Here is a 23,977-nt window from a genome sequence, read left to right as displayed (position 1 = left end):
GCCCGGAACTGCCCGGTCAGGCCGACCGGCGCAGGTTCCAGAACAGCGGCAGCCCGGTCAGCATGCCCTCCAAGTCCCGCCGGTAGGCGGTCGGCTGGAAATACTGGCCGCAGGGCAGGTAGGCGCCGACCTCCAGTGCCCGCGCCTGGATCCGCGCCGCCAGCGCCTTCTGGGCGTCGAGGTCCGGCGCGTCGAACCACGCGCCGCGCAGCTCCTCCAGGGGCGCGTCGGTCAGCCAGCTCGGCACGCCGGCCCGGCCGTTCCCGCGGGCGGCCAGATGGTAGGCCGGCGAGAGGTGGTCGAGCCCGCCGGAGAAGATGCCGAACATCGACCAGCCACCCTGGTCCAGGGGCTTGGCGTTCAGGATCCGCTGGTTGACCGTCCCCCAGTCGGTGGCGACGACGTCGAGGTTCATCCCGATCTTGCGGCAGGCATCGGCCATCACCTCGCAGATCGCGTTGATCCGCGGCACGTCGGTCCCGGAGAGCAGCACGACGCGCTCGCCCTTGTAGCCCGCCGCCGCCAGCGCCCGCTTCGCGGCGGCGAGGTCGCGGGGGGCGGTCAGCGCTTCCATGCCGGCCGAGGACGCCATCGGCCCGCCGGCCGTGAAGATGCCGACGGGCCCGCGCCGGATCGCCGGGTCGCTGCCGGCGACGGCGTCCATCATCTCGGTCTGGTCGACGGCCGCGAGCAGCGCCCGGCTGATCGCGGGATTGTCGAAGGGCGGCAGGGTGTGGTTGAGGCGGATCTGGCCGATCAGCCCGGCGGTCTCCACCAGATCCACCCGCACGGCGGGCTGGCGGTTCAGGTCCGGCACGAGATCGACGAGGGGCTGCTCCCACCAGTCGATCTCGCCCGAGCGCAGGGCGCCGGCCGCGGTCGCGCCGTCGGGGATCGTGCGCCACTCGACGCGGTCGAAATGCGCGATCCGCGGCCCCGCCGTGAAGCTCGGCGTGACGTCGGGGCGCGGTCGATAGGCCTCGAACCGGCGGTAGACGTTGAGCGAGCCCGGGACCCGCTCCTCGGGGACGAAGCGGAACGGGCCGCTGCCGACGATCTCCGGCACCGGCTGCGTCGCGGGCGTCGCGCTCAGGCGCTCCGGCATGATCACCGGGACGTAGGACGTCGGCTTGGCCAGGGCGTCCGGCAGGAGCGGGAAGGGCCGCTTCAGGCGGAACTGCACCATTGTGTCGGAGGGCGCCGAGAGTTCGTCCACCGTCGCGAACAGGGCCCCGCCGTAGGCATCGCGCTGCGCCCAGCGCTTCAGGCTCGCCACCACGTCGCGGCCGAGGACGGGCGTCCCGTCGTGGAAGCGCAGGCCGTCCCGCAGGGTCAGGCGCCACGTGAGGCCGTCGGACGCGACCTCGTGGCCCGCCACCATCTGCGGCTGAGCGCGGTAGGCGGTGTCGAGGCTGTAGAGCGTGTCGAACACCATCAGCGCGTGGGTGCGCGTGACGTAATTGGTGGTGATGATCGGGTCGAGGAGCGCGAGGTCCGCGTAGGGGACGAACCGCAGGGTCGTCGCGGAGGCCGCCCGGACCAGGGCCGGCCGGGCGAGAGCCCCGGCCATCAGGGCTCCGGCGCCGGTCAGCAGGGTGCGTCGCTTCATGAATCGATCCCGGTCACGGCGGCGTTCGATCTGGCCGCAAGCCGGGTTCGCGTGCAAGTGGTGCGCCACTGCCGCGCTTCGATCGGGATCTCAGAACCCGCCCGGGCCGGTAGCCGGACGGGTCGCCCGTGATCGCGCTGCGCGGGCCCTCAGGCGGCGCGCGACCAGCGGATGTCGCCGAGGCTCTCGCGGAAGGCGAAGCGGGCGAGATGGTCGGCCACGACGTTCTCCAGCCGGGTCAGGTTGACCGGGTCGGAGCTGTCGATGCGCATGACCAGGGCGTCGGGCTCGGCATCGAAGGTGCAGACGCGGTCCTCGCCGAAGGGCACGGTGCCGTGAACGGGGGTCGCCTCGACCTTGAACTTGTGGCTCCAGTGCCGGCAGAGCTGCTGCAGGTAGCGGCTCGCCTCGGTGGTCTGCACGCGGGCCTGGGAGGTGGGCATTCCGTCGGTCTCCAGATGGATGTGAAAACAGCCTGTCGGTGACGGTTCGTTGTTCGATCTCGCACGTGCGAGATAGGGAGGCCTCAGAGCAATTGCCATGCCTGGCGCCGACGGATCCGTCTCCGCCGTCTGTGTTGAGCGTGTGTCCGAAGCGTTAGCAGCGGCTTAACGCGACGGGCCGCACCGGCGGTTCGCGGCGCGGCGTGGCTGTCCTGCACCCGTCTCCGCGCCGAATTATGGCGCGATGCACAAATTCGCTCAGGCCGGCGGCGCACCGCGATCGGTCGGGACGAGCACCTTGCCGGGGTTGAGCAGGTCGTCCGGATCGAGCGCGGCCTTCAGGCGCCGCATGAGGTCGAGCCCGACCGGGTCGCCGTAGCGCGCGAGTTCCTCGCGCTTGATGAGGCCGACGCCGTGCTCGGCCGCGATGGAGCCGCCCAGGGCGTGCACGAGGTCGTGAACGATCCGGTTGAACCGGCCCCAGGCGGACAGGAACGCCGCGGGCTCCATGCCGGGCGGCTGTGACAGGTTGAAATGGATGTTGCCGTCGCCGAAATGGCCGAAGCCGCAGGGCCTCAGGCCCGGCATCTCGGCGAGGCAGGCCGCCCCCGCTCGCTCCAGGAACTCGGGCAGGCGGGAGAGCGGCACCGACACGTCGTGCTTGATCGAGGCGCCCTCGCGGGTCTGCGCTTCGGGAACGCCCTCGCGCAGGCGCCAGAGCGCGGCGTTCTGGGCCCCGCTGGTCGCGATGGTGGCGTCGGCGATCAGCCCGTCCTCCAGGGCCTGCCCGAGGGCCGATTCCAGTTCGGCCCCCGTGTCGGCGTCCGGGCGCGCGGACGCGACCTCGATCAGCGCGTAGGCGCCGTGCGCGCCGTCCAGCGGCCGCACCGTCCCCGGGACGTGGCGCAGCACGATCTCCAGGGCGAAGGGCGGCAGGTACTCGAACGCCGTGAGGTCGCGGTCCATCCGCGTCCGCAGGAAGACGAACAGGTCCAGAGCCGCCTTCGCCGAGTCGAGGCCGACGAAGGCGACGCTCGTCGAGCGCGGCCGCGGGAACAGCTTCAGCACCGCCGCCGTGACGATGCCCAGCGTGCCCTCCGAGCCGATGAAGAGCTGCTTCAGGTCGTAGCCGGCATTGTCCTTGCGCAGGGCCCTCAGCCCGTTCCAGACGCGCCCGTCGGCGAGCACGACCTCCAGCCCGAGGACGAGGTCGCGGGCGTTGCCGTAGGCGAGGACCGCGATCCCCCCGGCATTGGTGCTGACGCCGCCGCCGATCCGGGCGGAGCCGCGCGACGCGTAGGAGAGCGGGAACAGCATGCCGGCGGCCTCGGCCGCCTCCTGCACCTCCTGCAGGATCATCCCGGCCTCGACCGTGATGGTGGCGTCCACCGGGTTGACCGCGCGCAGGCGGTTCATGCGTTCCAGGGACAGGACGACGCCGCCCTGCGGCACGCCGGCGCCGGTGAGGCCGGTATTGCCCCCGAGCGGCACGACGGCGATCCCGGCCTGCGTGCAGGCGCGGACCGCGAAGGCGACCTCCTCGGTGCTACCCGGCCGAAGTACGGCCAGGGCCGACCCGGTGAACAGGCGGCGGCTCTCCGTCAGGTAGGGCGCGAGGGCGTCGGGATCCGTCAGCACGTGCCGCGCGCCGAGCCCGTCCCGGAGCGCGGTCAGCAGGGTGTCGAGGGCGGCTGTCGGCGTCATCGCGCGGATTCTGTAGGCCGGAGCAGGCCGGAGGCAAGCGCCGGTATGGCGCGCGCCGATGCGGACCTTACAACGGTGATGTAGGGCCCGGGCGTCGTCGCGCCGGTCCACCCGGACGATCCACCGCAGAGGCAGAGATGCTCTCCGTCATCCAGAACCCGCCCCGCATCGCGCTCCCCATCGTCGGCAGCAGCGACTTCTATCCCGTCCGCCGCGTCTACTGCGTCGGGCGCAACTACGCCGCCCACGCCCGCGAGATGGGCGCGGACCCGGACCGCGAGCCGCCGTTCTTCTTCATGAAGCCCGCCGACGCCCTGCAGATCGTCGGGCCGGAGCCGACGGCCCACGCCTACCCGCCGAAGACCGCCAACTACCATTTCGAGGTGGAGATGGTCGCGGCCCTCGCGAGCGGCGGCAGCGACATCCCGGCCGAGACCGCCCTGGAGCACGTCTACGGCTACGCCATCGGCCTCGACATGACCCGGCGCGACGTCCAGGACGAGGCCAAGAAGATGTCGCGGCCCTGGGACACCGCCAAGGCGGCCGACGGGTCGGGGCCGATCGGCGCGCTCCACCCGGTCTCCGCCATCGGCCACCCGGTCAAGGGCGCCATCACCCTGTCGGTCGACGGCGAGATCCGCCAGAAGGGCGACCTCGGCGACATGATCTGGTCCGTCGCCGAGCAGATCGCCTACCTGTCGGGCTACTTCGCCCTGCAGCCCGGCGACCTGATCTTCACCGGCACGCCCTCCGGCGTCGGCCCGGTCCAGCGCGGCCAGCGCATGGTCGCGGCGATCGACGGTCTCGGCGCCATCACCCTCGACGTCGTCTGAGTCGCGCGGTCGCATGCTCCTCGATCGACCGCTGCTGCGGCGCCTGTTCCACCTCGGGGCGCTCGCGTCCCGGGGCATGACCCTCGGCGTGCGCGGCGTCGCCCTCGACGGGGCCGGGTGCGTCGCCCTGGTGCGCCACACCTACGTGAGTGGCTGGCACCTCCCCGGCGGCGGCGTCGAGCGCGGCGAGACCGCGCGCGACGCGATCGTGCGGGAGTTCCGCGAGGAGGCGGAGATCGTCGCCGAGGGAGAGCCGCGCCTGCACGGCCTCTATCGGAACGTGGTCGCCGCGCCCCGCGACCACGTGGCCCTGTTCGTCCTGCCGGCCTTCACGGTCCTGCGCCCGAAGGCGCCGGACCGGGAGGTCGCCGAGTGCGCCTTCTTCCCGATGGACGCGCTCCCCAAGGGGACCACGCGCGGGACCCGCGCCCGGCTCCGGGAGATCCGCGACGGCCTCCCGCCGGAGCCGAACTGGTAAATCGTGACGGTTCGCGAAAAGGGCGCTTGCGTCGCCCGGCGGAATGGTGTTTAGAGAGCCGCGCCGGGGGCCGCCGGCACGAAAGTCCGGGCGGCGCGGCACAGTGAGCGGGTGTAGCTCAGGGGTAGAGCACAACCTTGCCAAGGTTGGGGTCGAGGGTTCGAATCCCTTCGCCCGCTCCAGTTTTCCCAACCATACGAACGACGTACAAGGCCGCAGCTCTGCGGCCTTTGTCGTTTCTGGACCTCGGCGAACCGCCGGTCGCGGAGAAGCGAACGGCGTCCGGGTGGACCGAGGCGCGGGATCGCGCCCGGTCAGCCCGGCTCAGGCGTCGTGTTCCCTCGCGAAGGCCCGCAGCGAGACCCGGGCGACCTCCCGCAGCGCCTCCCGGTCGGCGCCCGAGGAGGCCAGCACGCCCATGCCGGAGGCGACGGTGGACAGGAATCGCGCCAGCGCGACCGGGTCGGAATCCGCCGGCAGGTCACCGTCCTGTCGGGCCTGAATGAAGCGCTCGCGGAGCTCCATCTCGCCCTGCGCCCGCCGGGACGCCAGCTCGAACGGGATGTTCTCCGAGCCCGCGCCGCAGGCGAGACCGCCCTGAACGAGGAGGCAGCCGGGCGGGTTCGCCGGATCCGTGTGGCTCTCGGCGATGCTGCTCAGGAAGCGCTCGGCCACGTCGCGCGCGGTCTCGCCCGCCAGGACGAAGCGCATGTGCTCGGAGCGCCGCTGCGCGTACCGGTCGAGGGCGGCCTTGAGCAGCCCCTCCTTGCTGCCGAAGGCCGCGTAGAGACTCGGCGGCTTGATGCCCATCGCCTTCGTGAGCATCGCGAGGCTCGCGCCGTCGTAGCCGTGGCGCCAGAACACCTCCATCGCCTCGTCGAGGGCCTTGTCCGTGTCGAAGGACCGGGGGCGCCCCATCACCATTGCCTGCGGACTCCAACTTTTATATCGAGTGGTAGATAAGTCACTTGACGCCCCGCGTCCATGCCGACATGTGTAGCGACCTATACAGATGTTGGAGTCGCTCGTGGAACCTCAGCGTCATCCCTCGCGCAATCCTCTCCGTGCCCGGCGCCTCGCGGCCGGAAGCCTCGCGGTCGCCCTTCTCGCAGGCGTCTCCTACACCTTCATACCCGGCGCCCTGGTCCGGGGAACCGTGGCCGTCGCCGCGACGCCGCCGACCGAGGTGGCGATGCCGGCCTCGGTCGCGACCGTCGAGCCGCGCGACGTCATCCTCTGGGACGAGTTCTCGGGCCGTCTGGAGGCCGTCGAGCGCATCGACGTCCGTGCCCGGGTGGGCGGCGCGATCCTGGCCACGCACTTCGCGGAAGGCGAGGTGGTCAAGGCCGGCGACCTGCTGGTGACCATCGATCCCGCGCCCTACGCGGCCGAGGTCCAGCGTTTGGAAGCCCAGGTCGCGGGCGCCGAGGCGCGGGTCGGCATGACGGCGAGCGACCTCGAGCGCGGGCAGAAGCTGTCGGACCAGCACATCGTCACGGCGCGCGACCTCGACGTCCGCGCCAACGCGTTCAAGGAGGCCAAGGCGAGCCTCGACGCGGCGAAGGCGGCCCTGGAGGCGGCGCGCCTGAACCTCGGCTACACGCAGGTCCGGGCGGCCGTCGGCGGCCGCGTCGGCCGCCGCGAGATCACGCCGGGCAACCTCGTGGCCACGGGCGCCGGGGCCGCCGTGCTGACCACGCTCGTCTCGGTCGATCCGGTCTACGCCAGCTTCGATGCCGACGAGGGCGTGGTCCTGAAGGCGCTGGCCTCGGTCGCCGAGCCGGGCGGCCGGCGCGGCAAGCTCGACCGCATCCCCGTGGAGATGGTGACCGCCGACGGCGCCCGCGCGGCCGGGCATCTCCAGTTCATCGACAACAAGGTCGACGCGCGCAGCGGCACGGTCCGGGTGCGCGCGACCTTCTCCAACGGCGACGGCCGCCTGATCCCGGGCCAGTTCGCCCGGATGCGCCTCGGCCAGGCCGCGCCGGAACGCCTCGTCCTCGTCGACGAGCGGGCCGTCGGCACCGATCAGGACAAGAAGTTCGTGCTCCTCGTGGGGTCGGACAACCGGGCCGAGTTCCGCGCCGTCACCCTCGGCCGGGCGGTCGACGGTCTGCGCGTCGTGACTTCCGGCCTGTCGGGCGGCGAGCGCATCGTGGTCAACGGCCTGCAGCGCGTCCGTCCCGGGACCCTCCTGCGCCCCGAACCGGTCGCGATGGGCGCGCGCCCGCAGGACGCCGCCTCCGGGCCGCGCAAGCTGGCGCAGCGCTGACGGCCGGCGCGCCGCGCCCGTCCGCCCGATCCAGATCCCCGACGCCTTCGAGACGGCGGCCGCACGCGGCCGCCCGGACGCCCCTGCCTCACGCCCTCGGAGGGCGGCATGAATCTCTCCAAGTTCTTCATCGACCGCCCGATCTTCGCGGGCGTGCTCTCGATGCTCATCTTCATCGGCGGTCTGCTGTCGCTCTTCGCGATGCCGATCTCCGAGTACCCTGACGTGGTGCCCCCCTCCGTCGTCGTCCGCGCGACCTTCCCGGGCGCCAACCCCAAGGTCATCGTCGAGACCGTGGCGACGCCGATCGAGGAGCAGATCAACGGCGTCGAGGGCATGCTCTACATGTCGAGCCAAGCCACGACGGACGGCATCATGACGCTGACCGTCACCTTCCGGCTGGGCACCGACCCCGACAAGGCGCAGCAGCTCGTCCAGAATCGGGTCTCGCAGGCCGAGCCGCGGCTACCGGCGGTGGTGCGCCAGCTCGGCATCGTCACGGTGAAGAGCTCCCCCGACCTGACGATGGTCGTGCATCTCGTCTCGCCCAACGGGCGCTACGACATGACCTACCTGCGCAACTACGCGGTGCTGAACATCAAGGACCGCCTGGCGCGGCTCGACGGCGTCGGCCAGGTCCAGCTCTTCGGCTCCGGCGACTACGCGATGCGGATCTGGCTCGACCCGCAGAAGGTGGCCGAGCACGGCCTGTCCGCTGGCGACGTCGTGCGGGAGATCCAGGCTCAGAACGTCGAGGCCGCGGCCGGCGTGATCGGTGCGTCGCCGGCCGTTCCGGGCCTCGACCTGCAGCTCTCGCTCAACGCCGAGGGGCGCCTGAGCAGCGAGGAGCAGTTCGGCGACATCGTGGTCAAGACCGGCGCCGACGGCGCGATCACGCGCCTGCGCGACGTCGCGCGCATCGAGCTCGGCGCTTCCGACTACGCCCTGCGCTCGCTCCTCGACAACAAGTCGGCGGTGGCGATCCCGATCTCGCAGTCGCCGGGCTCGAACGCGATCCAGATCTCCGACGAGGTCCGCCGCACCATGGCGGAGATCAAGCGGACCATGCCGGAGGGCGTCGACTACCAGATCGTCTACGACCCGACGCAGTTCGTGCGCGCCTCCATCGAGGCCGTGATCCACACGCTGCTGGAGGCGATCGCCCTCGTCGTGCTCGTGGTGATCCTGTTCCTGCAGACGTGGCGGGCCTCGATCATCCCGCTGCTCGCCGTGCCGGTCTCCATCGTCGGCACCTTCGCGGTGATGCACGTCTTCGGATTCTCGATCAACGCGCTGAGCCTGTTCGGCCTCGTGCTGGCCATCGGCATCGTCGTCGACGACGCGATCGTCGTCGTCGAGAACGTCGAGCGCAACATCGAGAGCGGCCTGTCCCCGCGGGACGCCAGCTACCAGGCCATGCGCGAGGTCTCGGGCCCGATCATCGCCATCGCCCTGGTGCTGGTCGCGGTCTTCGTGCCCCTGGCCTTCATCAGCGGCCTGACGGGCCAGTTCTACAAGCAGTTCGCCCTCACCATCGCGATCTCGACGGTGATCTCGGCGATCAACTCGCTGACCCTCTCGCCGGCCCTCTCGGCGCTGCTGCTGAAGGATCACCACGCGCCGAAGGATCGTCTCACCCGCATCCTCGACCGGCTGCTCGGCTGGTTCTTCCGCCGCTTCAACCGCGCCTTCGGGCGGGCCTCGAACGGCTACGGCCGCGGTGTCGGCTTCGCGGTGTCGCGCAAGGCCGCGATGATGACCCTCTACGTCCTGCTCGTCGGGCTGACCGTCGGCCTGTTCCGCCAGATCCCGGGCGGCTTCGTGCCGGGCCAAGACAAGCAGTACCTCGTGGGCTTCGCGCAGCTGCCCGACGGCGCGACCCTCGACCGGACGGAGGAGGTCATCCGCCGCATGAGCGAGATCGCCCTCAAGGAGCCCGGCGTCGAGAGCGCCGTCGCCTTCCCGGGCCTCTCGATCAACGGCTTCACCAACAGCTCCAACTCGGGGATCGTGTTCTCGACGCTCAAGCCGTTCGACGAGCGCAGGGACCCGTCCCTCAACGGAGCGGCGATCGCGCAGTCGCTGAACAAGAAGTACGCCGCGATCCCCGAGGCCTTCATCGCGATGTTCCCGCCGCCGCCGGTGAACGGGCTGGGGACGATCGGCGGCTTCAAGCTGCAGATCGAGGATCGCGCCGGCCTCGGCTACGAGGCGCTGAACGACGTCACGAAGGCGTTCATGTCGAAGGCCGCCCAGGCGCCGGAACTCGTCGGGCTGTTCTCGAGCTTCCAGATGAACGTGCCGCAGCTCTTCGCGGACATCGACCGGACGAAGGCCCGTCAGCTCAACATCCCGGTGACGGACGTCTTCGACACGCTGCAGATCTATCTCGGCTCGCTCTACGTCAACGACTTCAACAAGTTCGGCCGCACCTACTCGGTGCGCGTCCAGGCCGACGCCCCGTTCCGGGCGCGATCGGACGATGTCGGTCTGCTGAAGGTCCGGGCCGGTTCCGGCGAGATGGTGCCGCTCTCCGCTCTGCTGCGCGTCCGCCAGACCGCCGGACCGGAGCGGGCCATGCGCTACAACGGCTTCCTGTCGGCCGACATCAACGCCGGTGCGGCGCCCGGCTACTCGTCGGGTCAGGCCCAGGCGGCGGCGACGCGGATCGCGGCGGAGACGCTGCCGCGGGGCTTCGCCTTCGAGTGGACGGACCTGACGTACCAGGAATTCATCGCGGGCAATTCCGGGGTCTGGGTCTTTCCCCTCGCGCTGCTCCTGGTCTTCCTCGTCCTCGCCGCGCAGTACGAGAGCCTCGCCCTGCCGCTGGCGATCCTGCTGATCGTGCCGATGGGGCTGCTCGCCGCGATGTTCGGCGTCTGGCTGTCGGCCGGCGACAACAACGTCTTCACGCAGATCGGCCTGATCGTGCTCGTCGGGCTCTCGGCCAAGAACGCCATCCTGATCGTCGAATTCGCCCGTGAGCTCGAATTCGCCGGTCGGACGCCGCTCCAGGCGGCGATCGAGGCGAGCCGCCTCCGGCTGCGGCCGATCCTGATGACGTCGATGGCCTTCATCATGGGCGTGCTGCCGCTGGTGACAGCGACTGGCGCCGGATCGGAGATGCGCCGCGCGATGGGCGTCGCGGTGTTCTCGGGCATGATCGGCGTGACCGCCTTCGGCCTGTTCCTGACCCCGGTCTTTTACGTGCTGCTGCGTCGCCTGAGCGGCAACAGGCCCCTGAAGCATCACGGCGCCGCCGCGCCGGTCCCGGCGCCAGCAGCTGTGCCGAGCTCCGCGCCGGCCGATCACGGGATCCCGTCAGCCGCGCCGCTGCCACAGGCCTGACAGGGCGCGCCACGCCGGCGCCAGCACGACGTTCGTCAGCGGGATCAGCGCCCCGCCGACGACCAGCCCGATGAGGCCCGACACGGTCGCGGTGACGAGCCACTCGACGAGGCCCGCGGCGAACGGCACGCGCGCCGCCGCGGCCTCCGCCATCGCGTGGGCGGCGTGCGCCGGTGCCGAGAACCCGTAGGTCTCCAGACCGTGCATGAGGATCCCGCCGCCGACCCAGATCATCGCCGCCGTCCCGATGACGGCCAGGATCTTGAGCAGGATCGGCATGCCCTTCACGACGCCGCGGCCGAGCCCGCGGATCAGGCTTCCGAGCGGTGGGCCCGCGGTGCTGCGGGCGAGGGCCAGACCGGCATCGTCGGCCTTCACGATCAGCGCGACCACGCCGTAGACGCCCGCGGTGATGCCGACCGCGACGATGGCCAGCACCGCCGCCCGCATCCAGAAGCTGCCCTCCGGCAGCGCCGCCAGCGTGATGGCCATGATCTCGGCCGACAGGATGAAGTCCGTCTTGATGGCGCTCGCCACGCGCCGGTCTTCCCGGGCCTGATCGCCGCCGGCTCCACCCTCTTGGTCCGCCTCGTCGCCGTGGCCGTGATGGGCGAACACGGCTTCGTAGACCTTCTCGGCGCCCTCGAAGCACAGGTACGCGCCGCCCAGCATGAGGAGCGGCGTGATCGCCCAGGGGGCGAAGGCGCTCAGCGCCAGGGCACCCGGCAGCAGGAAAAGGATCTTGTTGCGCAGCGATCCGAGGGCGATCCTGCCGACGATCGGCAATTCGCGCTCCGCGGCGAAGCCGACGACGTAGCGCGGCGTCACGGCCGCGTCGTCGATGACGACGCCGGCGGCCTTGGTGCCGGCGCGCGCCGCCTGGCCGGCCACGTCGTCGAGCGAGGCCGCCGCGGCCCTCACCATGAAGGCGACATCGTCCAACAGGGCGATCAATCCGACGCTCACCCGTCCCCCCTCGTCCCTGACCGGTCCGCCAGACAGACGATCCGCGGCAGGATTTGATCCCTGACCGGCGAAAAATCGGCGGATCCGGCCGTCGCCCGGGACTGGCTGCCCCTGCTCGCGCCTAGCGCAGCGCCAGGGCGTCGAGCCATCCGTGCGCGGCGGCGTAGCGGATGATCTCCGCGCGCGTGCGCAGGCCCAGCTTCTCGGCGGCCCGCGCCTTGTAGGTCTCGATGGACTTCACGCTGAGATCGAAGCGCCGCGCGATCTCCTTGTTGCTGAAGCCCTGCGCGATCAGCCGGAGCACGTCGGTCTCGCGCGGGCTCAGCGCTTCGGCCGACGGCTCGGACTCGCCGCCCTGCGCCGGGGCCCCGGGATGCGCCAAGGCGTGGCTCGCCACCGAGGGGTCGAGGTAGATCCCGCCAGCCGCGACGGCGCGGACCGCGCGGAGCAGGTCCTCCGCGGCCGAGCGCTTGAGGAGGTAGCCCCGGGCGCCTGCCTTGAGCAGCGGCTGAACGTAGGCCGCGTCCTCGTGAACCGTCAGCACCAGCACGCGCGTCCGCGGGCAAGACCCGGCGACGCGCTCGGTCAGCTCCAGGCCGTTGAGGCCCGGCATCGAGACGTCGACGACGGCGACGTCCGGGTCGGCGGCGTGGATCATCGGCAGCGCCTCGCTGCCGCTGGTGGCCTCGCCGACCAGCTCGATCTCCGGGTCGGCGTTCAGGAGCGTCCGGATCCCCGCGAGGACGATGGGATGGTCGTCGGCCAGGGCGACGCGGATGCGGTCCGTCATGCGCTTCTCCTCAGGTCTCGGGATGTTCCGGAATCGGGATGGTGACGAACAGCGTCGTACCGATGCCCGGGGACGATTCCAGCGTGAGAGTCCCGCTCAGGAGCGACAGCCGCTCGCGGATGCCCGACAGGCCGAGCCGCAGCTTGGCCGGCGCCTCGCCGCCGGCGCGCTCACGCTGCTCGTCGGCGTTGAAGCCGGTGCCGTCATCCTCGATCACGACCCGCATCTCGCCCGCGCGCTTCTCCACCGAGACGCTGACGCTCGCGGCCCGGGCGTGCTTGAGGACGTTGGTCAGGGCCTCCTGCACGATCCGGTAGACGGCCGTCTCGATCGCGGCCGGCAGCCGGGTCGCCTCGCTCAGGAATTCCAGGTCGGCGCGGATCCCGTGCCGCTGGCTCCAGTCGCGCAGCAGGGTGGCCAGGGCCTCGCGCAGGCCGAGATCGTCGAGGGCGGTCGGCCGGAGGTCGACGGCGGCCCGGTGGATGTCGCGGCCGATCTCGCTCGCGAGGGATTGCAGCCACTCCACCTGCCGGCCGGCCTCGGCCGTCGCGCCGCGTGCCAGGAGCCGCTCCATGCTCTTGAGGCCCAGCGACAGACCGGTCACCGTCTGGCCGACCTGGTCGTGGAGTTCGCGGGCGATCCGGCGCTGCTCGTTCTCCTGGGCCTCGCCGAGGCGGCGCAGCAGCGCGAAGCGCTCGGCCTCCGCGCGCTTGCGCGGCTCGATGTCCGACACCACGCCGTAGATCAGCCCGGCCGGGGTATGCTCGTGGAGCTGCGGCACGCGGCCGGCGACCCGGACCCATCGCGGCTCCCGACCCTCCTGGATCACGCGGAACTCGACGTCGAGCGGCGTGCCCTCGGCGAGGCTCCGGCGCAGGGCCTCGCTCAGGCGCCCGCGATCCTCGGGATCGACCGCCTGCAGGACCGTGTCGGCGTCCACGGCGCTGTCGCGCCCTTCGGCGGCGGCCGTCCAACCGAGGAGATCGGCCGCGCGGGGCGAGCCGGTGACCCGGTGCGCGACGGTGTCCCAGCGCAGCGTGCCAAGCTCCGCGGCCTCGGCGGCGACGGCGCCCTGTTCTTCGCTGGAGCGGAGCGCGAGGGAGAACCGGGCCTGCTCGCCCGCCCGGCGCTGCGCCATATCGCGGCCGACGAGACCGACCAGCGCCAGGGCGAGCCCGATGCTGACGAAGCTGCCGCCACCCAGGACGGCGTAGGACCGCGAGACCGGCGCGTTGAGCGTCGCGACCGGCATCCCGAAATGCACCGACCAGCCGCCGGTATGCTGCAGGGTCCGGTAGACCACCTCGACATCGGCGCCTTCCAGCGTCGGTCCGGTGTAGAAGCCGTTCGGGGCGTTCCGGATCGCCGCCTGGAGCGCCGGGTTCGCCGGGTGGCCGAGCTCCTCCACCTCGGCCCGGGTCCGGGCGATCGTGTTGCCCTCCGCGTCCACGATGGTGCCGACCCAGCCCTCGGGGGCGCCGGCGTCGCGCAGGATCGAGCTCACCGCGTTCGTGGCGAGCCGGATCGAGAGGACGTAGCGCAGCGTGCCGTCCCGGATGACCGGCACGCGCAGCGCGACGAGGCGCTTGCCCGAGATCGAGCCGGCCGGGCCGATGCCGCCGATCACCGGCTGCCGCGTGCGCACCACCGCGTCGAAGCTCGTCCGGTCCGAGGTCGGTCCGAGTTCCTCCTCGAGGGACCGGAGAAGATTCACGATCTGGGCGCCGTCCGGTCGCGCGAGTTCCACCGTCTCCCAGAGCGGGTGCGCCTGCCGGAGGCGCACGGCCTCGGCGTAGAAGGCCGCGAGGTCGGGCCTGTCGAGGGTCGCGGAGGCGGCCTCGGCCTCGAGGACCGCGATCTGGGCGGCGATGTCCGAGGCGACGCGCTCGGCCACCCGGGTCGCGCTGGCGACGGCGGCGCTCCGGGCGAGGTCGCGCTGCTGCTGCGCCATCAGCGTCGCGACCCAGCCGCTGAGCAGCAGGACCGGGATCGCGGCCGCGAGGGCGAGGGCGACGAAGGTGCGGCGGCTGCCGCGGCTCAGCTGGAGCTCGGGCCTCCGGATCCCGGTGTCGCGGGCGCGAACATTCATGCGGCCGTGCGCGGACACGCTGCGCGTCGGTCCGGACCCGGCGCCCATCGCTCGGACGGCCCGACGCCCCTGTCTCGCCGTCCCGCGCGCACCGTCGCCCGCCTCCCGTATCCCCGCATCGGCCCGTAAGCTCACAGCTCTCCTACGGGAAAGTCGGGCCGCCGTCAGGCCGGGGAGGCGGGGTCGGACGCGGCACCGGCGTCGGAAAGGGCCGATCCGGGCAGCATCCGGGCGGGGTGCGGCATCCGCGTCGCGACCGCCCACGAGGAGCCGTCGTAGCCCTCGTACCAGGCCCGGCGCTCGCGCGACTCGCCGGGATAGGGGCAGGCGTCGCGGGGCCGACCGACGGCGCGCGCGCGGGCGCCCTGTTTGACGATGTCCATGAGCATGGGCGCTGATCTCTCCGGCCGCTCGGGAGCCTGTCCCGCCGGGTCAGAAGCGCCGAGTTCGAACGGCCAAGCAAGCTGTTTCGAGCCGGGATACCGCTCACACCGACGCCTGTCGGGAATATCCCGACAGGCCGTGCGTGCGATGATCGATTGACCATTGCACGAAAGCGGCACCGGGTCTTTCGGGGATCGCCCCGATCCGTCCGAATGATGCGCGGAGAGACACGAGATCCTCGCGTCGTCGGACGCGAGGATCACGAGTGCCCCGCCGACGTGGGCGTGGCGTGGGACGCCGATCGGGAGACCGTGACGGCCCGGCCTCCCGGTCCGGATGCGCCGCCTAGTAGGCGCAGCCGTAGCCGACCGGTGCATAGCCGTACCCGTAGGGCCGCCCGTAGGCCGCGCCGTAGAGACCGGGCCGTGCAGCGGCCGCGAGGCCAAGGCCTGCGCCGGTCGCGAAGCCGACCCCGCGATAGCCGCCCCAGCCACCCGAGCGATACGCGTGGGGCCGGAAGCCGTAGCCGGCGGGGCGGAAGTGGACGCCGCGATATCCGCGGTAGCCCCGGTGCCGCCGGTAGTGCCGGTGCAGACGGTGATGGCGGTACCGGTGGAGGCCGTGGCGCCGCCCCCTCCAGACGCCGTGGCCCAGATGGTGGGGCCCATTATGGAAGCCGCGGCCGTGGGGTCGCGCCTCGCTCGACGGGGCGAACAGGACGAGGCTCGACAGCGCCGTGAGGGCGATCGCGAGACGTTTCATGGGCTGAGCTCCAGAGACGGTGAAGGACGTCCGCACGGATCGGACCCGATGCCGGATCCGACCGCGCGGCGCGGTCTGTCGGGACGGCGATGCCGGCCGCCATCGCGGGCCACCGCGCATTCCCCGGTACGCGCGGACGGCGGGAGACCGCCCGTCGCTGTCCCGCAGGCTCATCTGTGTTGCCCGGCGCCGATCCGCAGTCGGAGAGATCGGCAATCGTGTCAGGGTCGGCCCGACATGCCCGGGCGACCGGCCTGGATTAGCTTGGCCGTGGACATTCGCGCGCGCTGCACAGGGGGACGGCATGCGGAAGGCGTTGGGACGGCCGGTGCAGAGGGCGCGATCCTGGTACCGGCGCTACGGGCGCCTCGGCGCGCCGCGGACGCCGCGACCGGTCAAGCAGGGCCCGCAGGCCGCCCCCGGACGCTCGCTGGAGGACTGGGCGCGGTTCGGCGGCGGTCTGCTCGGCCCGGAATCCGCCGATGCCCCGCGTCCTGAGATCCGCGCCGATCGAGGGGCCGCCCTCGGCATCCCGATCAGTCCGCCGGGCTGAAGACGTCGTCGCCCACGAAGATCATCTCGCGGTCGATCTCGGGGGGATCCTTCTGCGAGCCGTAGGCGAAGAACAGGCGCCGGGTCCGGCCATCCGCCGCGGTCAGCGTGAGCGTGTGGCGATCGAGGGCGTAGCGCCCGCCCTCCGGCGCGCGCCGACGGGCGATCGCCGTGCCGACGCCGGTGCTCGCCCCCGAATTCGTCGCGCCGACCGAGCCGCCGCGGCCGTAACTCCCGTCCGCGTGGAAGTCGTAGCGGCTCTCGACGGCGATCGCGACGTCGCCGCCCAGGGCTGTGTTGCCGCCGCCCGACAGCCTTCGGTACGCCCGCGCCACCCGCTCGCCAGAGCCGGCCGGGAAGGCCCGGAAGAAGCTGCCGTCGCCGAGGGCGTAGTCGTTCGCGCGGCCGCGCGCGTCGGTCAGGACGAAGCCGGCGCCCTTGGCGCTCCACCGCCCGAATCGCTTGGGCCGTGCGGCCCGCTCGGCGGCGAGGTCCACGTCTTCGAGCGCGGTGTCGGCGACCTCGTAGTAGGTTCCGTCGCGCAGGAAGATCAGCGGCTCGAAATCGATCGTCATGAGACCGCCGACGCCGAACCCGGTGGTCGAACGGAAGTACACGCCCTCGACCTGATCCCAGTTGGCGGCGTGGCGCGGGGGACCGGCCGCGTCCGGGGCGGACGGAGCCGGGGAGGGAGCCGGCCGCGCGTCCGGCACGGACGGGCTCTCCGCGACCGGTGGCGGCTTCGGGGCCGCGCGTCCGGCCCGGTCCTTCGGCACCAGCCCGTCCTCGGTCAGCGCCAGATTCCGCAGCGTGGCGACCGGGATGAACTCGTTGGACAGGCCCGCCAGGAAACGCGGCAGCACGCCGAGCCGCTTGGCCGCCTGCCAGCCGGCATGGTGGAGAACGGCGCGCAGCTTGACCTGCTCGGCGAAGGCTGCCCGCGTGACCGGCTGGGACAGGGGCGGCCGTTCCGCCATCGGCGCCACGAACCGGGTCCGGATCGCCCGCAGGGCCGCCGCGCTCGGCTCGACCGTCGCGTCGTTGGCGACCATCCATTGCAGGGCGATGAAGGCGGTGAGCACGTCGCCCGCATCGTCCGGCCGCAGCGGCGTCCCGTCGAGGAAGCCGCGGAAGATGGTGTCGTAATCGTGCTGGGCCATCTCTCGCGCCGTCTCGGCCGCGGCGATCGGGTTCGTGGCGCGCTGGTCGCGCACCGCCCGCGCGACCGTGGCGGCCCGCAGGTCGGGCGTCGAGGCGTAGGGGAGGGCCGGTCCCTCCACCTTGGTCGCCTGCGCCCGTGCCGGGGTCGCCGACACCGGGATCGCCAGGCTCGACAGCGGGACGGCTGCCACGCCGAGGCCGAGCAGTGCGGCCGCGCGCCGGAAGGTGAACCGCATCATCGCCGCAACCACGCTCGAAGGATCATCAGCAGGCCCTGCACGACGGTGAGCAGCAGTGTCAGGGCCATGAAGGGCAGGAACGGGATCAGCAGCCAGCCCGTCATCGTCAGCGTGTAGAGCAGGCCGCCGATATCGTGTCCGGCCACCGGGCAGGGGTGCGTCCCCGCCTCGTTGACGGTGCAGCCGGTCAGGTTCGTCAGCGCGAGGCCGAGCGCGAAGGGTACGACCGGCAGCCACGTGATGAGCAGCAGGATGAGGATCACGCGCAGGCGTCGCCGGGACGGGCTCGGCCGCGCCATCGTGCGGATGGCCATCGGTCACAAGCCCCGCGCGGAGCCGGGGCGGCCGCGCCGCGCCGCGCCGCTCATGGCTGGCGGCGATAGAGGCCGCGGAAGGTGACGTTGACGCCTCCGCAGCCGAGGTTGTCGTCGACGACCAGCCAGGGGCCGACCCGCCGCAGCCAGACCTTGCAATCGGACGCGTCACCGGCCTCGACTGGCAGCGCCCCGTTCTCGCCGACGGCGAAGCTCGCCGCGGCGCCCTGCGGGGCGACCGTGCCGGCGAATTCGCCGATATGGACGCCGCCGCGGCGCGCCCGCTCCGGATCCCCGGCGCCCCAGGTGGCGTCGCCCCCGAAGGTGAGCAGCCCCGGCTTGTCGGCCTGGGTGATGCGGATGCGCGCCTCCGCACGGGTCCAGGTGCCGAGCCAGTCCGCAGGCGCGACGGCACCGGGCGGCTCGACGGCGACGGCCTCGCCCGGGAGCCAGCCTGTCCGGCCCATATCGTCGCCCGCGCCCCGATAGTGGGCGCAGACATAGGCGCCGCGTCGCTCGCCGAGGATGACGGGATCGGCGCTCACCAGGTAGGCGCGCTCGCGGCAGGCGGCGCTCGGGTCCGGGCAGCCGGCGCGGGCGAGCCCGTCCTTGACGAAGGCCGTGCGCCCCGGCGCGCTGATGCGCCCGAAGGTTGGGGGCGCGCCGGACGCGAGCGAGGGGGACCGCCGGCACTCGTTCTCCTCCGCGCGCGCCGGGCCAGCGAGCAGGGCGAGGGCGGAGACCAGGAGCAGCGGGGCGAGGAGCGGCGGGCGCATCGGGAAGGCTCTCGTTGTGGGTGCAGAGGTCGGTCAGCGCATCGCCACCGAGGCGGCGACACGGTCGGCCCTGTCCAGGGCGTCGGGGCGACCGGCATCGGCGAAGCCCAGCACCCGCAGGTAGCGCTGGCCGTCGAAGACCATCGTCTGCGTCACGCCGAGGGCACGGCCGCTCTTGGTGTCGGTCCCGGTGCCGCGCAGCCGCACGACGACCGCCTCGCCGCGACTGGACCGCGCCTCGTCCGTGACGTTCACGTCGGCGAAGTCCTTCTGCGCCGCGAACAGCCGGCGGGCGACCGCGACTTCCGCGCCCGCCGGGACCGGCGCCTGGCCGAGCGAGGGCGCGACGACGATCACCGGCTGCTCGCGCTCGGGATCGACGTCCTTGGGTCCCTCGGTGAGGAGGAGGCTGTTGCCCGCGAAGACCGCGGTCGGCCGGTAGCCCGCCATGTCGCCGACCGTGTAGGGCAGCGCCGCGACCTGATCGGTCAGGCTCGCCTTCGCGCGGAACGCGATCGTGCGGAGGGCGGCCTCGACGGAAGCGGCGGGCACCTGCCGGGCCGCCTTCTCGGGCACCTGCACGGTGACGAGCCCGGTCCCGGGGGCGCCGCGCACGATGGCGACCCATTTCGCGTAGGTCAGGCCGTTGGCCGGCTGGGTGCCGCGCAGGACGAAGCCCTCACCGCCCGCGACCGGCAGGGGCTCGGCCCCGCCCTTCACCCGGAAGCCCGTGGCGGCCAGCGCCTCGGGGGTGAACCGGCCATTGATCTGGTCCCAGGCCTCCGGCGGCATCTCCACCAGGATGATCGACGCGCCGGCCGGATGTTCGAAACCGGCGAAGCGCCGGCTCACGCTCATCCCGGCCGGCGGCGTCAGGCCGAGGGCGCCGGCGCCCGGAAAGACCGGGTCGGCCCGGGCATCGCGGGCCATACCCGCGATAGCCAGGGGCGCGAAGACCAGTCCGGCCAGGATGACGCGCCGCGCCGGGCGTGGCGGGACAAGATGGGAGAGGGCGCCGCGCAGGCGCTCGCGAACCGACATGGTCAACCTTCAGGGAACGGTGGGACGACGAGGCGGGGAAGGCGAAGGTTCGGCTACCGCGTCGCCACGCGGCTGATGACGAAGGTGTTGCCCGAGAACTGGACCTGACCCGGCGCGCTCATGTGCTCCAGCATCAGGCGGAGGTTCCGGCCGAGCCGGGCGGAATCCGAGCGGGTCTCGTACCAGTACTCGGTGCTGGCCCCGCTCGCGCGCACCGGACGGTGGTGCTCGTAGCAGCGGAAGGCCGCCATGTACTCCTCGGCCGCCTGGACCTCCTGGGCCGAGAAGCCGCTCAGACGGACGACGTAGGCGCTGGGCAAGCCCCCGCAGCCCTCGCCGCCGGGCGCCGCCGCCACGGCGCCGCCGACCGGAGCGGCGTCAGGGGGCGCAGCGCCGGCATCGGCACCGCGGCGGGGCGCTATGACGCCGTCGAGCTTCGCGGTGAGGGCGGCCGCGAGGTCGGCGGCCACCGTCTTCGCCTCGGCGCCGACCCGCTCGAGCAGGCACTCGCGGTCGCACCCCTGAGGCAGGGGCGGCAGCTGGAGCCCGGCCACCTCGAACGAGCCGAGCGACTGACCGGTGCGGACGTTGAGGAGGCGTCCGGGAATACGGATCTCAGGCCGCACGATATCCGAGTAGGCGGATTTCGACGCCGACGCGTAGATCTGGAACACCGCCACCACGTCGAGCGGCGGATTCTGGACCGCGCGGGCGACCTCGATCAGCTCGGCATCCCGCCGGCGCACCCGGTTGGCCTGGGTGAACCCCATCGCGACGGCGGTCTCGTCGTAGACGTTGTAGCCGCGCAGATTCATGGTCTCGGACAGCTCGTGGATCACGCGCTGGAAGATGCGGTTGCCGCGGGGCACCGCGTCCTCGTCGGCGTCCTCGCCCATCACGACGACGTTGGGCTTGGTCTGCGCCCGTGCCGGTGCCGCGTAGGCGGACCCGAGGGCCAGGACGGCGAGGCAGGCGGCGCGGAACGCGGTGGTGCGGAACGCGGTGGTACGGACGTGGGGCATCGGGATCCTCCAGGACATCGCGGGTCTCTCCGTCTTCGGACCGTCGGTGAGGCGAGTTGGCGTCATTCGGTGCAGGGACGCGGGGTCGGCGCCGCGCGGAAATCGTCGAGGTCGAGATCCGTCCGCAGGCGCGGGTCGGCCAAGTCGGTGCAAGTGCGATCCGCGACCGGCAGGACGAAGCGCAGGGCACCGCTGCGGGCCGGCGCGATCAGGCTGACCTCCACCCTGCGGTTCACCCGTGACAGGGGTGCGTCGGGATCCTTCGGCCGCGCGGGTCCCCAGCCGTGGACGCGCAGGCGCTCCGGCGCGATGCCGTAGGTCTCGACGAGATGCGCCTTCACGGCCCGGGCCCGGGCCAGGGAGAGGCGGCGGTTGTAGGCGCGGCCGCCGGCGGCGTCGGTGTGGCCGGCGATCAGGAATCCGTGGCCCGCGAGCGGCTCGGCGCGCAGGGCCTCGCCGAGCGGTTCGAGCTGGATGCGCGCTTCGGGGGTCAGGCGCGCGCTGTCGTAGGCGAAGAACACGGTGAGATCGATCGACCGGGCGGGAACGACGCGGACCGCCGGGCCGCCGTCGTCGGGGCTGACCGCCAGCGGCCGCGCGGGCGCTCCCGGATTGCCGTCGGCGAACGGCGCGAGCGACCGGATGATCGCGGTCGCCCCTGGGTTCGCGGCCCGCGCCTCCTCGGCCTCCGCCCGCTCCGCGGCCGGGTCCCGCGGCGGAGGCGCTTCGTCCGGCTGCGCTGCCCGGGCACCCGGCACCTCGGTGAGCGGGTTCGCCCGCGCGGGCGCGGCCAGCGCGAGGGCGAGGCCGACGGCGAGCAACAGTCCGGAGCGGCCGAGGCGCGCCCGCGCGGCGCGCGGCAGATCGTGGGTCCGCATCGCTTCCCCTTCCAGTGTCCCGGGCCTTGCTTCGGCCCCTCTCACCCCACCATGGGCGGCCCAGAGCGATTTTCGTCGCCCGGCCTCGCGATCTTCGCGACGGCGCTCAGCGTCCCCGCAGGATGGCGTTCATCCCGGCCGGGTCGAGGGGTCCGTCGGTCGCCGGCCTGGGTTGGGGTGCCGGGCCGGGCCCGACCGGCCCGGTCCCCGGATCCGCGGCGGCGACCGGGCGCCCCTGGGCCGCCGCGATCCGCGCCAGGGTCGGGCTCCGGCCCAAGATCGCCGAGAGGCGGGTCGCGCTGTTGAAGCTCGTCGGATCCTTCGGATCGAGGCCGCCCTCCTTGTGGAGCGCGATGCCGGCCACGGAGGCGTCGAACATGAGCGACCCGGACGAGCCGCCGAGCGTGTCGCAGCGGTGGCGCAGGTCAGGGCCTTCGGCCTGGTCCTTCATGGCGAAGCAGCGGAAGCGGCTCATCACCTTCGGACGTCCGAGGGGATGGTGGATGACCAGCATCGATCGGTTGGCCGTCACCGGCTCGCCCGAGAGCCGCGCGGCGCCGTAGGTCGCGGTCGGATTGCCCGCCACGCGGGCGAGGGCGAAGTCGAGGCGGGCGTCGACCTCGACGGGCTTCGGGTCGATCTCGAACCGGCGGGAGCCTTTCCCGTCGAGGGTCAGGTAATCCATCAGGATCGACGCCTTGACCGGGCGCAGGTCGCCCGATTGCGGCAGGCAATGGTGGTTGGTCAGCACGTAGTCGCCGGTCAGGAGCGTCCCCGTGCAGGAGGCACCGACCTGCTGCCCGGTGCGGCCGTTCTGGAGCACGATGTCGACGCGGCCGATCGGTCGGGCGAGGGCCGCGAGGCCGTCCTTCGGGTCGAGCTCGCTCACGGGCTCGAAGGCGCCCTTGTTCTGGTCGACATAGGCGGCCGCGTCGCCGGTCGTCTGGCGCAGGGGCAGCTGCGCCCGGCCGTAATCGGCGGGATCGAAGCCGACGCTCTGCGCCCGCGCGGCGTCGCCGCGGCCGAGCACGATCAGCGCGCAGGCCGTTCCCAGAAGGAGTGGGCCTCTCCGGCGCATCGCGATCATCCTCTCCCTCCTCTCGGTCCGCGAATCCGGCCCGCGCTCGCGGGGTCGGTCGACAGCATTCGCAACACGCCGGATTCTCATCAGCGCGCCAGGGTGTGGACCAGGCGGCCGGCAACCGCGCCGGTTCCGGCCTCCGGAACGGCCTGGACCGTGTAGACGAGGTTCTGCCGCGCGCCCTCGCGCAGGAAATAGCCGAGCGCGCCGTCCGCCAGCCGGACGGCCGGGAGGGCGGCGTCGCGCAGTTCCGGCCCGACCTGCACGCGCAGGCCCGGCTCCGCTCCGATGGCGAGCCCGCACAAGTCCGGCGTGAGGCGGCTCGCGGCCAGGTGATCGCCCGACTCCGCCGGTACCGGGCGCCGCTCGGGCGGGTCGGCTCCGAAGGCGACGCGGCGGCAGGAGGAGCCCGCCGGGGCGCGCAGCTCGGAGACGTGGATCGGCGACGCGATCCGGACTTCGACGCTGGGGGGAGGGCTGGCGGGACCGGGCGGCGCGTCGGGGCGCGGCTCACTGACGGGATCGGGCCGCGTGGCCCCGAGAGCGAGCACACCGGCGAGGCCGGCCGCCGCGACGGCGCCGGCCGGCAATGCGAGACGCCACCATCGCCGCGCCGGCGGCGTCTCGGCCCTCTCCGGAGGTCGCGGCGCGGTCAATGCGGCCAAGGCTGCGGGCACGCTGTGCGACGGCAGGATCCGTACGTTCCGGCCCATGCCGCGGAAGGCGGCCTCGGCTTGCGCGCGCTCCGGCCCGTCCGGCAGGAGGACCGCCAGCGCGGCGTCCGGAGCCTCGGCGATCGTCGCGGCCGAGCGCTCGATCTTGTCGAGCAGCGCGTAGTCGCCGGGCAGCACCGCGAGGTCGAGATCGACCGCGCCGGTCGCCCAGAGGATGAGGTCGGCCTCCTCCGGTGCCGCGGCGAGCGGGTGGCCGCCCTCGGCGAGGCCGTGCGCCAGGCAGACCGGAACCTCCCAGGAGCGTCCGGCATCGAAGGAGCCCGACAGCCGCAGCTCGTGGGGCTCCGGCGTCCGGCCCGTCCACCGGGCGAGCGGGCCGGCGGCCCCGCAGAGCCGGGCGTAATCGGCCGACCACGGCAGCGGGCGATAATCGCCGTCCGCGAAGGCGGCCGGGGCCGGAAGGCCGGGGCGCGGCCTGAGCCCGCGCAGCACCAGCGGTCCGCGGGTCGTGGGCACCACGACGAGGATGGCCGGACGCGTCATGCGCGGGCCGGTCTCCCG

The 23,977-nt window shown here is 72.8% G+C and carries 22 protein-coding genes and 1 tRNA gene; 6 read left to right on the top strand and 17 right to left on the bottom strand.

All coding sequences use genetic code 11. The annotated features are described in order from the left end of the window. Positions 1-16 precede the first annotated feature (16 nt). The 3 genes from H288_RS0121155 to H288_RS0121145 all read right to left on the bottom strand — a co-directional run bounded on the left by H288_RS0121155 (position 17) and on the right by H288_RS0121145 (position 3,756). On the bottom strand, positions 17-1,609 hold the full coding sequence (locus H288_RS0121155) for an ABC transporter substrate-binding protein (RefSeq protein WP_020094573.1): 1,593 nt from the start codon (positions 1,607-1,609) through the stop codon (positions 17-19). Positions 1,610-1,758: 149 nt separating this feature from the next. Continuing rightward, the gene (locus H288_RS0121150; RefSeq protein ID WP_012320003.1) at positions 1,759-2,052 is read right to left on the bottom strand and encodes a DUF2218 domain-containing protein; all 294 of its coding nucleotides are present in this window, start codon (positions 2,050-2,052) and stop codon (positions 1,759-1,761) included. 258 nt (positions 2,053-2,310) lie between these two features. Beyond that, positions 2,311-3,756: an FAD-binding oxidoreductase gene (locus H288_RS0121145; protein ID WP_020094572.1), complete on the bottom strand. Its 1,446-nt coding sequence runs from the start codon at positions 3,754-3,756 to the stop codon at positions 2,311-2,313. Positions 3,757-3,893: 137 nt separating this feature from the next. Between H288_RS0121145 and H288_RS0121140 the strand changes: the two genes are divergently transcribed. From H288_RS0121140 to H288_RS0121130, 3 genes are all read left to right on the top strand, one after another. Continuing rightward, entirely contained in the window at positions 3,894-4,589 is a 696-nt protein-coding gene (locus H288_RS0121140) for a fumarylacetoacetate hydrolase family protein (RefSeq protein WP_020094571.1), read from the top strand. A gap of 13 nt (positions 4,590-4,602) precedes the next feature. Then, complete coding sequence (locus tag H288_RS0121135) at positions 4,603-5,067, top strand: NUDIX domain-containing protein (RefSeq protein ID WP_020094570.1); 465 nt, start codon at positions 4,603-4,605, stop codon at positions 5,065-5,067. Positions 5,068-5,174: 107 nt separating this feature from the next. Further along, positions 5,175-5,249 (top strand) — tRNA-Gly (locus tag H288_RS0121130). Between the two features lie 142 nt (positions 5,250-5,391). Here H288_RS0121130 and H288_RS0121125 read toward each other — a convergent pair. Then, positions 5,392-5,991 carry a TetR/AcrR family transcriptional regulator gene (locus H288_RS0121125; RefSeq protein ID WP_020094569.1) on the bottom strand — a complete coding sequence of 200 codons (600 nt, stop codon included), beginning with the start codon at positions 5,989-5,991 and terminating at the stop codon, positions 5,392-5,394. A 103-nt stretch (positions 5,992-6,094) separates the two neighbouring features. Between H288_RS0121125 and H288_RS0121120 the strand changes: the two genes are divergently transcribed. Further along, positions 6,095-7,339 carry an efflux RND transporter periplasmic adaptor subunit gene (locus H288_RS0121120; RefSeq protein WP_106735929.1) on the top strand — a complete coding sequence of 415 codons (1,245 nt, stop codon included), beginning with the start codon at positions 6,095-6,097 and terminating at the stop codon, positions 7,337-7,339. Positions 7,340-7,447: 108 nt separating this feature from the next. Then, positions 7,448-10,687, top strand: coding sequence for a multidrug efflux RND transporter permease subunit (locus H288_RS0121115; RefSeq protein ID WP_020094567.1), 3,240 nt, complete (start codon positions 7,448-7,450; stop codon positions 10,685-10,687). Here H288_RS0121115 and H288_RS0121110 read toward each other — a convergent pair. From H288_RS0121110 to H288_RS0121090, 5 genes are all read right to left on the bottom strand, one after another. Next, a complete protein-coding gene (locus H288_RS0121110) occupies positions 10,661-11,653 on the bottom strand; it encodes a DUF808 domain-containing protein (RefSeq protein ID WP_026605162.1) in 993 nt (330 codons plus the stop codon). The two genes, H288_RS0121115 and H288_RS0121110, sit on opposite strands and share 27 nt — an antisense overlap. A 121-nt stretch (positions 11,654-11,774) precedes the next feature. Next, a complete protein-coding gene (locus H288_RS0121105; protein ID WP_020094565.1) occupies positions 11,775-12,443 on the bottom strand; it encodes a response regulator transcription factor in 669 nt (222 codons plus the stop codon). 10 nt (positions 12,444-12,453) lie between these two features. Continuing rightward, a complete protein-coding gene (locus H288_RS0121100) occupies positions 12,454-14,532 on the bottom strand; it encodes an ATP-binding protein (RefSeq protein ID WP_051123768.1) in 2,079 nt (692 codons plus the stop codon). Between the two features lie 164 nt (positions 14,533-14,696). Next, entirely contained in the window at positions 14,697-14,921 is a 225-nt protein-coding gene (locus H288_RS0121095; protein ID WP_020094563.1) for an Rmf/CrpP family protein, read from the bottom strand. Positions 14,922-15,261: 340 nt separating this feature from the next. Then, entirely contained in the window at positions 15,262-15,678 is a 417-nt protein-coding gene (locus tag H288_RS0121090; RefSeq protein ID WP_020094562.1) for a hypothetical protein, read from the bottom strand. Between the two features lie 304 nt (positions 15,679-15,982). Between H288_RS0121090 and H288_RS0121085 the strand changes: the two genes are divergently transcribed. Beyond that, positions 15,983-16,231: a hypothetical protein gene (locus H288_RS0121085; RefSeq protein WP_091680694.1), complete on the top strand. Its 249-nt coding sequence runs from the start codon at positions 15,983-15,985 to the stop codon at positions 16,229-16,231. Here the strand turns inward: H288_RS0121085 and H288_RS0121080 are convergent. The 8 genes from H288_RS0121080 to H288_RS0121045 form a co-directional block, all read right to left on the bottom strand. Then, entirely contained in the window at positions 16,215-17,630 is a 1,416-nt protein-coding gene (locus H288_RS0121080; RefSeq protein WP_020094560.1) for a hypothetical protein, read from the bottom strand. The two genes, H288_RS0121085 and H288_RS0121080, sit on opposite strands and share 17 nt — an antisense overlap. Then, the gene (locus H288_RS0121075; RefSeq protein ID WP_020094559.1) at positions 17,627-17,944 is read right to left on the bottom strand and encodes a hypothetical protein; all 318 of its coding nucleotides are present in this window, start codon (positions 17,942-17,944) and stop codon (positions 17,627-17,629) included. The genes H288_RS0121080 and H288_RS0121075 overlap by 4 nt, the downstream gene beginning before the upstream one ends. Before the next feature lie 50 nt (positions 17,945-17,994). Then, a complete protein-coding gene (locus tag H288_RS0121070) occupies positions 17,995-18,720 on the bottom strand; it encodes a hypothetical protein (protein ID WP_020094558.1) in 726 nt (241 codons plus the stop codon). Between the two features lie 33 nt (positions 18,721-18,753). Then, the gene (locus H288_RS0121065; RefSeq protein ID WP_020094557.1) at positions 18,754-19,761 is read right to left on the bottom strand and encodes a hypothetical protein; all 1,008 of its coding nucleotides are present in this window, start codon (positions 19,759-19,761) and stop codon (positions 18,754-18,756) included. Between the two features lie 53 nt (positions 19,762-19,814). Then, the gene (locus H288_RS0121060) at positions 19,815-20,783 is read right to left on the bottom strand and encodes a hypothetical protein (protein WP_020094556.1); all 969 of its coding nucleotides are present in this window, start codon (positions 20,781-20,783) and stop codon (positions 19,815-19,817) included. Between the two features lie 62 nt (positions 20,784-20,845). Next, entirely contained in the window at positions 20,846-21,661 is an 816-nt protein-coding gene (locus H288_RS0121055; protein ID WP_020094555.1) for an OmpA family protein, read from the bottom strand. Positions 21,662-21,767: 106 nt separating this feature from the next. After that, a complete protein-coding gene (locus H288_RS0121050; protein WP_020094554.1) occupies positions 21,768-22,748 on the bottom strand; it encodes a serine protease in 981 nt (326 codons plus the stop codon). 80 nt (positions 22,749-22,828) lie between these two features. Then, complete coding sequence (locus H288_RS0121045) at positions 22,829-23,959, bottom strand: hypothetical protein (protein WP_026605160.1); 1,131 nt, start codon at positions 23,957-23,959, stop codon at positions 22,829-22,831. Positions 23,960-23,977: the final 18 nt, after the last annotated feature.

Origin of the sequence: Methylobacterium sp. 285MFTsu5.1 (genome assembly GCF_000383455.1) — a bacterium.
Classification (GTDB): domain Bacteria; phylum Pseudomonadota; class Alphaproteobacteria; order Rhizobiales; family Beijerinckiaceae; genus Methylobacterium.
The sequence above is the reverse complement of the archived record's forward strand: the minus strand, read 5'-3'. Positions and strand labels throughout refer to the sequence as shown.

Coding starts and splice junctions, on each gene's coding strand:
- H288_RS0121155 (WP_020094573.1), bottom strand. CDS start 1,609: ATGAAGCGACGCACCCTGCTGACCGGCGCCGGAGCCCTGATGGCCGGG.
- H288_RS0121150 (WP_012320003.1), bottom strand. CDS start 2,052: ATGCCCACCTCCCAGGCCCGCGTGCAGACCACCGAGGCGAGCCGCTAC.
- H288_RS0121145 (WP_020094572.1), bottom strand. CDS start 3,756: ATGACGCCGACAGCCGCCCTCGACACCCTGCTGACCGCGCTCCGGGAC.
- H288_RS0121140 (WP_020094571.1), top strand. CDS start 3,894: ATGCTCTCCGTCATCCAGAACCCGCCCCGCATCGCGCTCCCCATCGTC.
- H288_RS0121135 (WP_020094570.1), top strand. CDS start 4,603: ATGCTCCTCGATCGACCGCTGCTGCGGCGCCTGTTCCACCTCGGGGCG.
- H288_RS0121125 (WP_020094569.1), bottom strand. CDS start 5,991: ATGGTGATGGGGCGCCCCCGGTCCTTCGACACGGACAAGGCCCTCGAC.
- H288_RS0121115 (WP_020094567.1), top strand. CDS start 7,448: ATGAATCTCTCCAAGTTCTTCATCGACCGCCCGATCTTCGCGGGCGTG.
- H288_RS0121105 (WP_020094565.1), bottom strand. CDS start 12,443: ATGACGGACCGCATCCGCGTCGCCCTGGCCGACGACCATCCCATCGTC.
- H288_RS0121100 (WP_051123768.1), bottom strand. CDS start 14,532: ATGAATGTTCGCGCCCGCGACACCGGGATCCGGAGGCCCGAGCTCCAG.
- H288_RS0121095 (WP_020094563.1), bottom strand. CDS start 14,921: ATGCTCATGGACATCGTCAAACAGGGCGCCCGCGCGCGCGCCGTCGGT.
- H288_RS0121090 (WP_020094562.1), bottom strand. CDS start 15,678: ATGAAACGTCTCGCGATCGCCCTCACGGCGCTGTCGAGCCTCGTCCTG.
- H288_RS0121085 (WP_091680694.1), top strand. CDS start 15,983: ATGCGGAAGGCGTTGGGACGGCCGGTGCAGAGGGCGCGATCCTGGTAC.
- H288_RS0121080 (WP_020094560.1), bottom strand. CDS start 17,630: ATGATGCGGTTCACCTTCCGGCGCGCGGCCGCACTGCTCGGCCTCGGC.
- H288_RS0121075 (WP_020094559.1), bottom strand. CDS start 17,944: ATGGCCATCCGCACGATGGCGCGGCCGAGCCCGTCCCGGCGACGCCTG.
- H288_RS0121070 (WP_020094558.1), bottom strand. CDS start 18,720: ATGCGCCCGCCGCTCCTCGCCCCGCTGCTCCTGGTCTCCGCCCTCGCC.
- H288_RS0121065 (WP_020094557.1), bottom strand. CDS start 19,761: ATGTCGGTTCGCGAGCGCCTGCGCGGCGCCCTCTCCCATCTTGTCCCG.
- H288_RS0121060 (WP_020094556.1), bottom strand. CDS start 20,783: ATGCCCCACGTCCGTACCACCGCGTTCCGCACCACCGCGTTCCGCGCC.
- H288_RS0121055 (WP_020094555.1), bottom strand. CDS start 21,661: ATGCGGACCCACGATCTGCCGCGCGCCGCGCGGGCGCGCCTCGGCCGC.
- H288_RS0121050 (WP_020094554.1), bottom strand. CDS start 22,748: ATGATCGCGATGCGCCGGAGAGGCCCACTCCTTCTGGGAACGGCCTGC.
- H288_RS0121045 (WP_026605160.1), bottom strand. CDS start 23,959: ATGACGCGTCCGGCCATCCTCGTCGTGGTGCCCACGACCCGCGGACCG.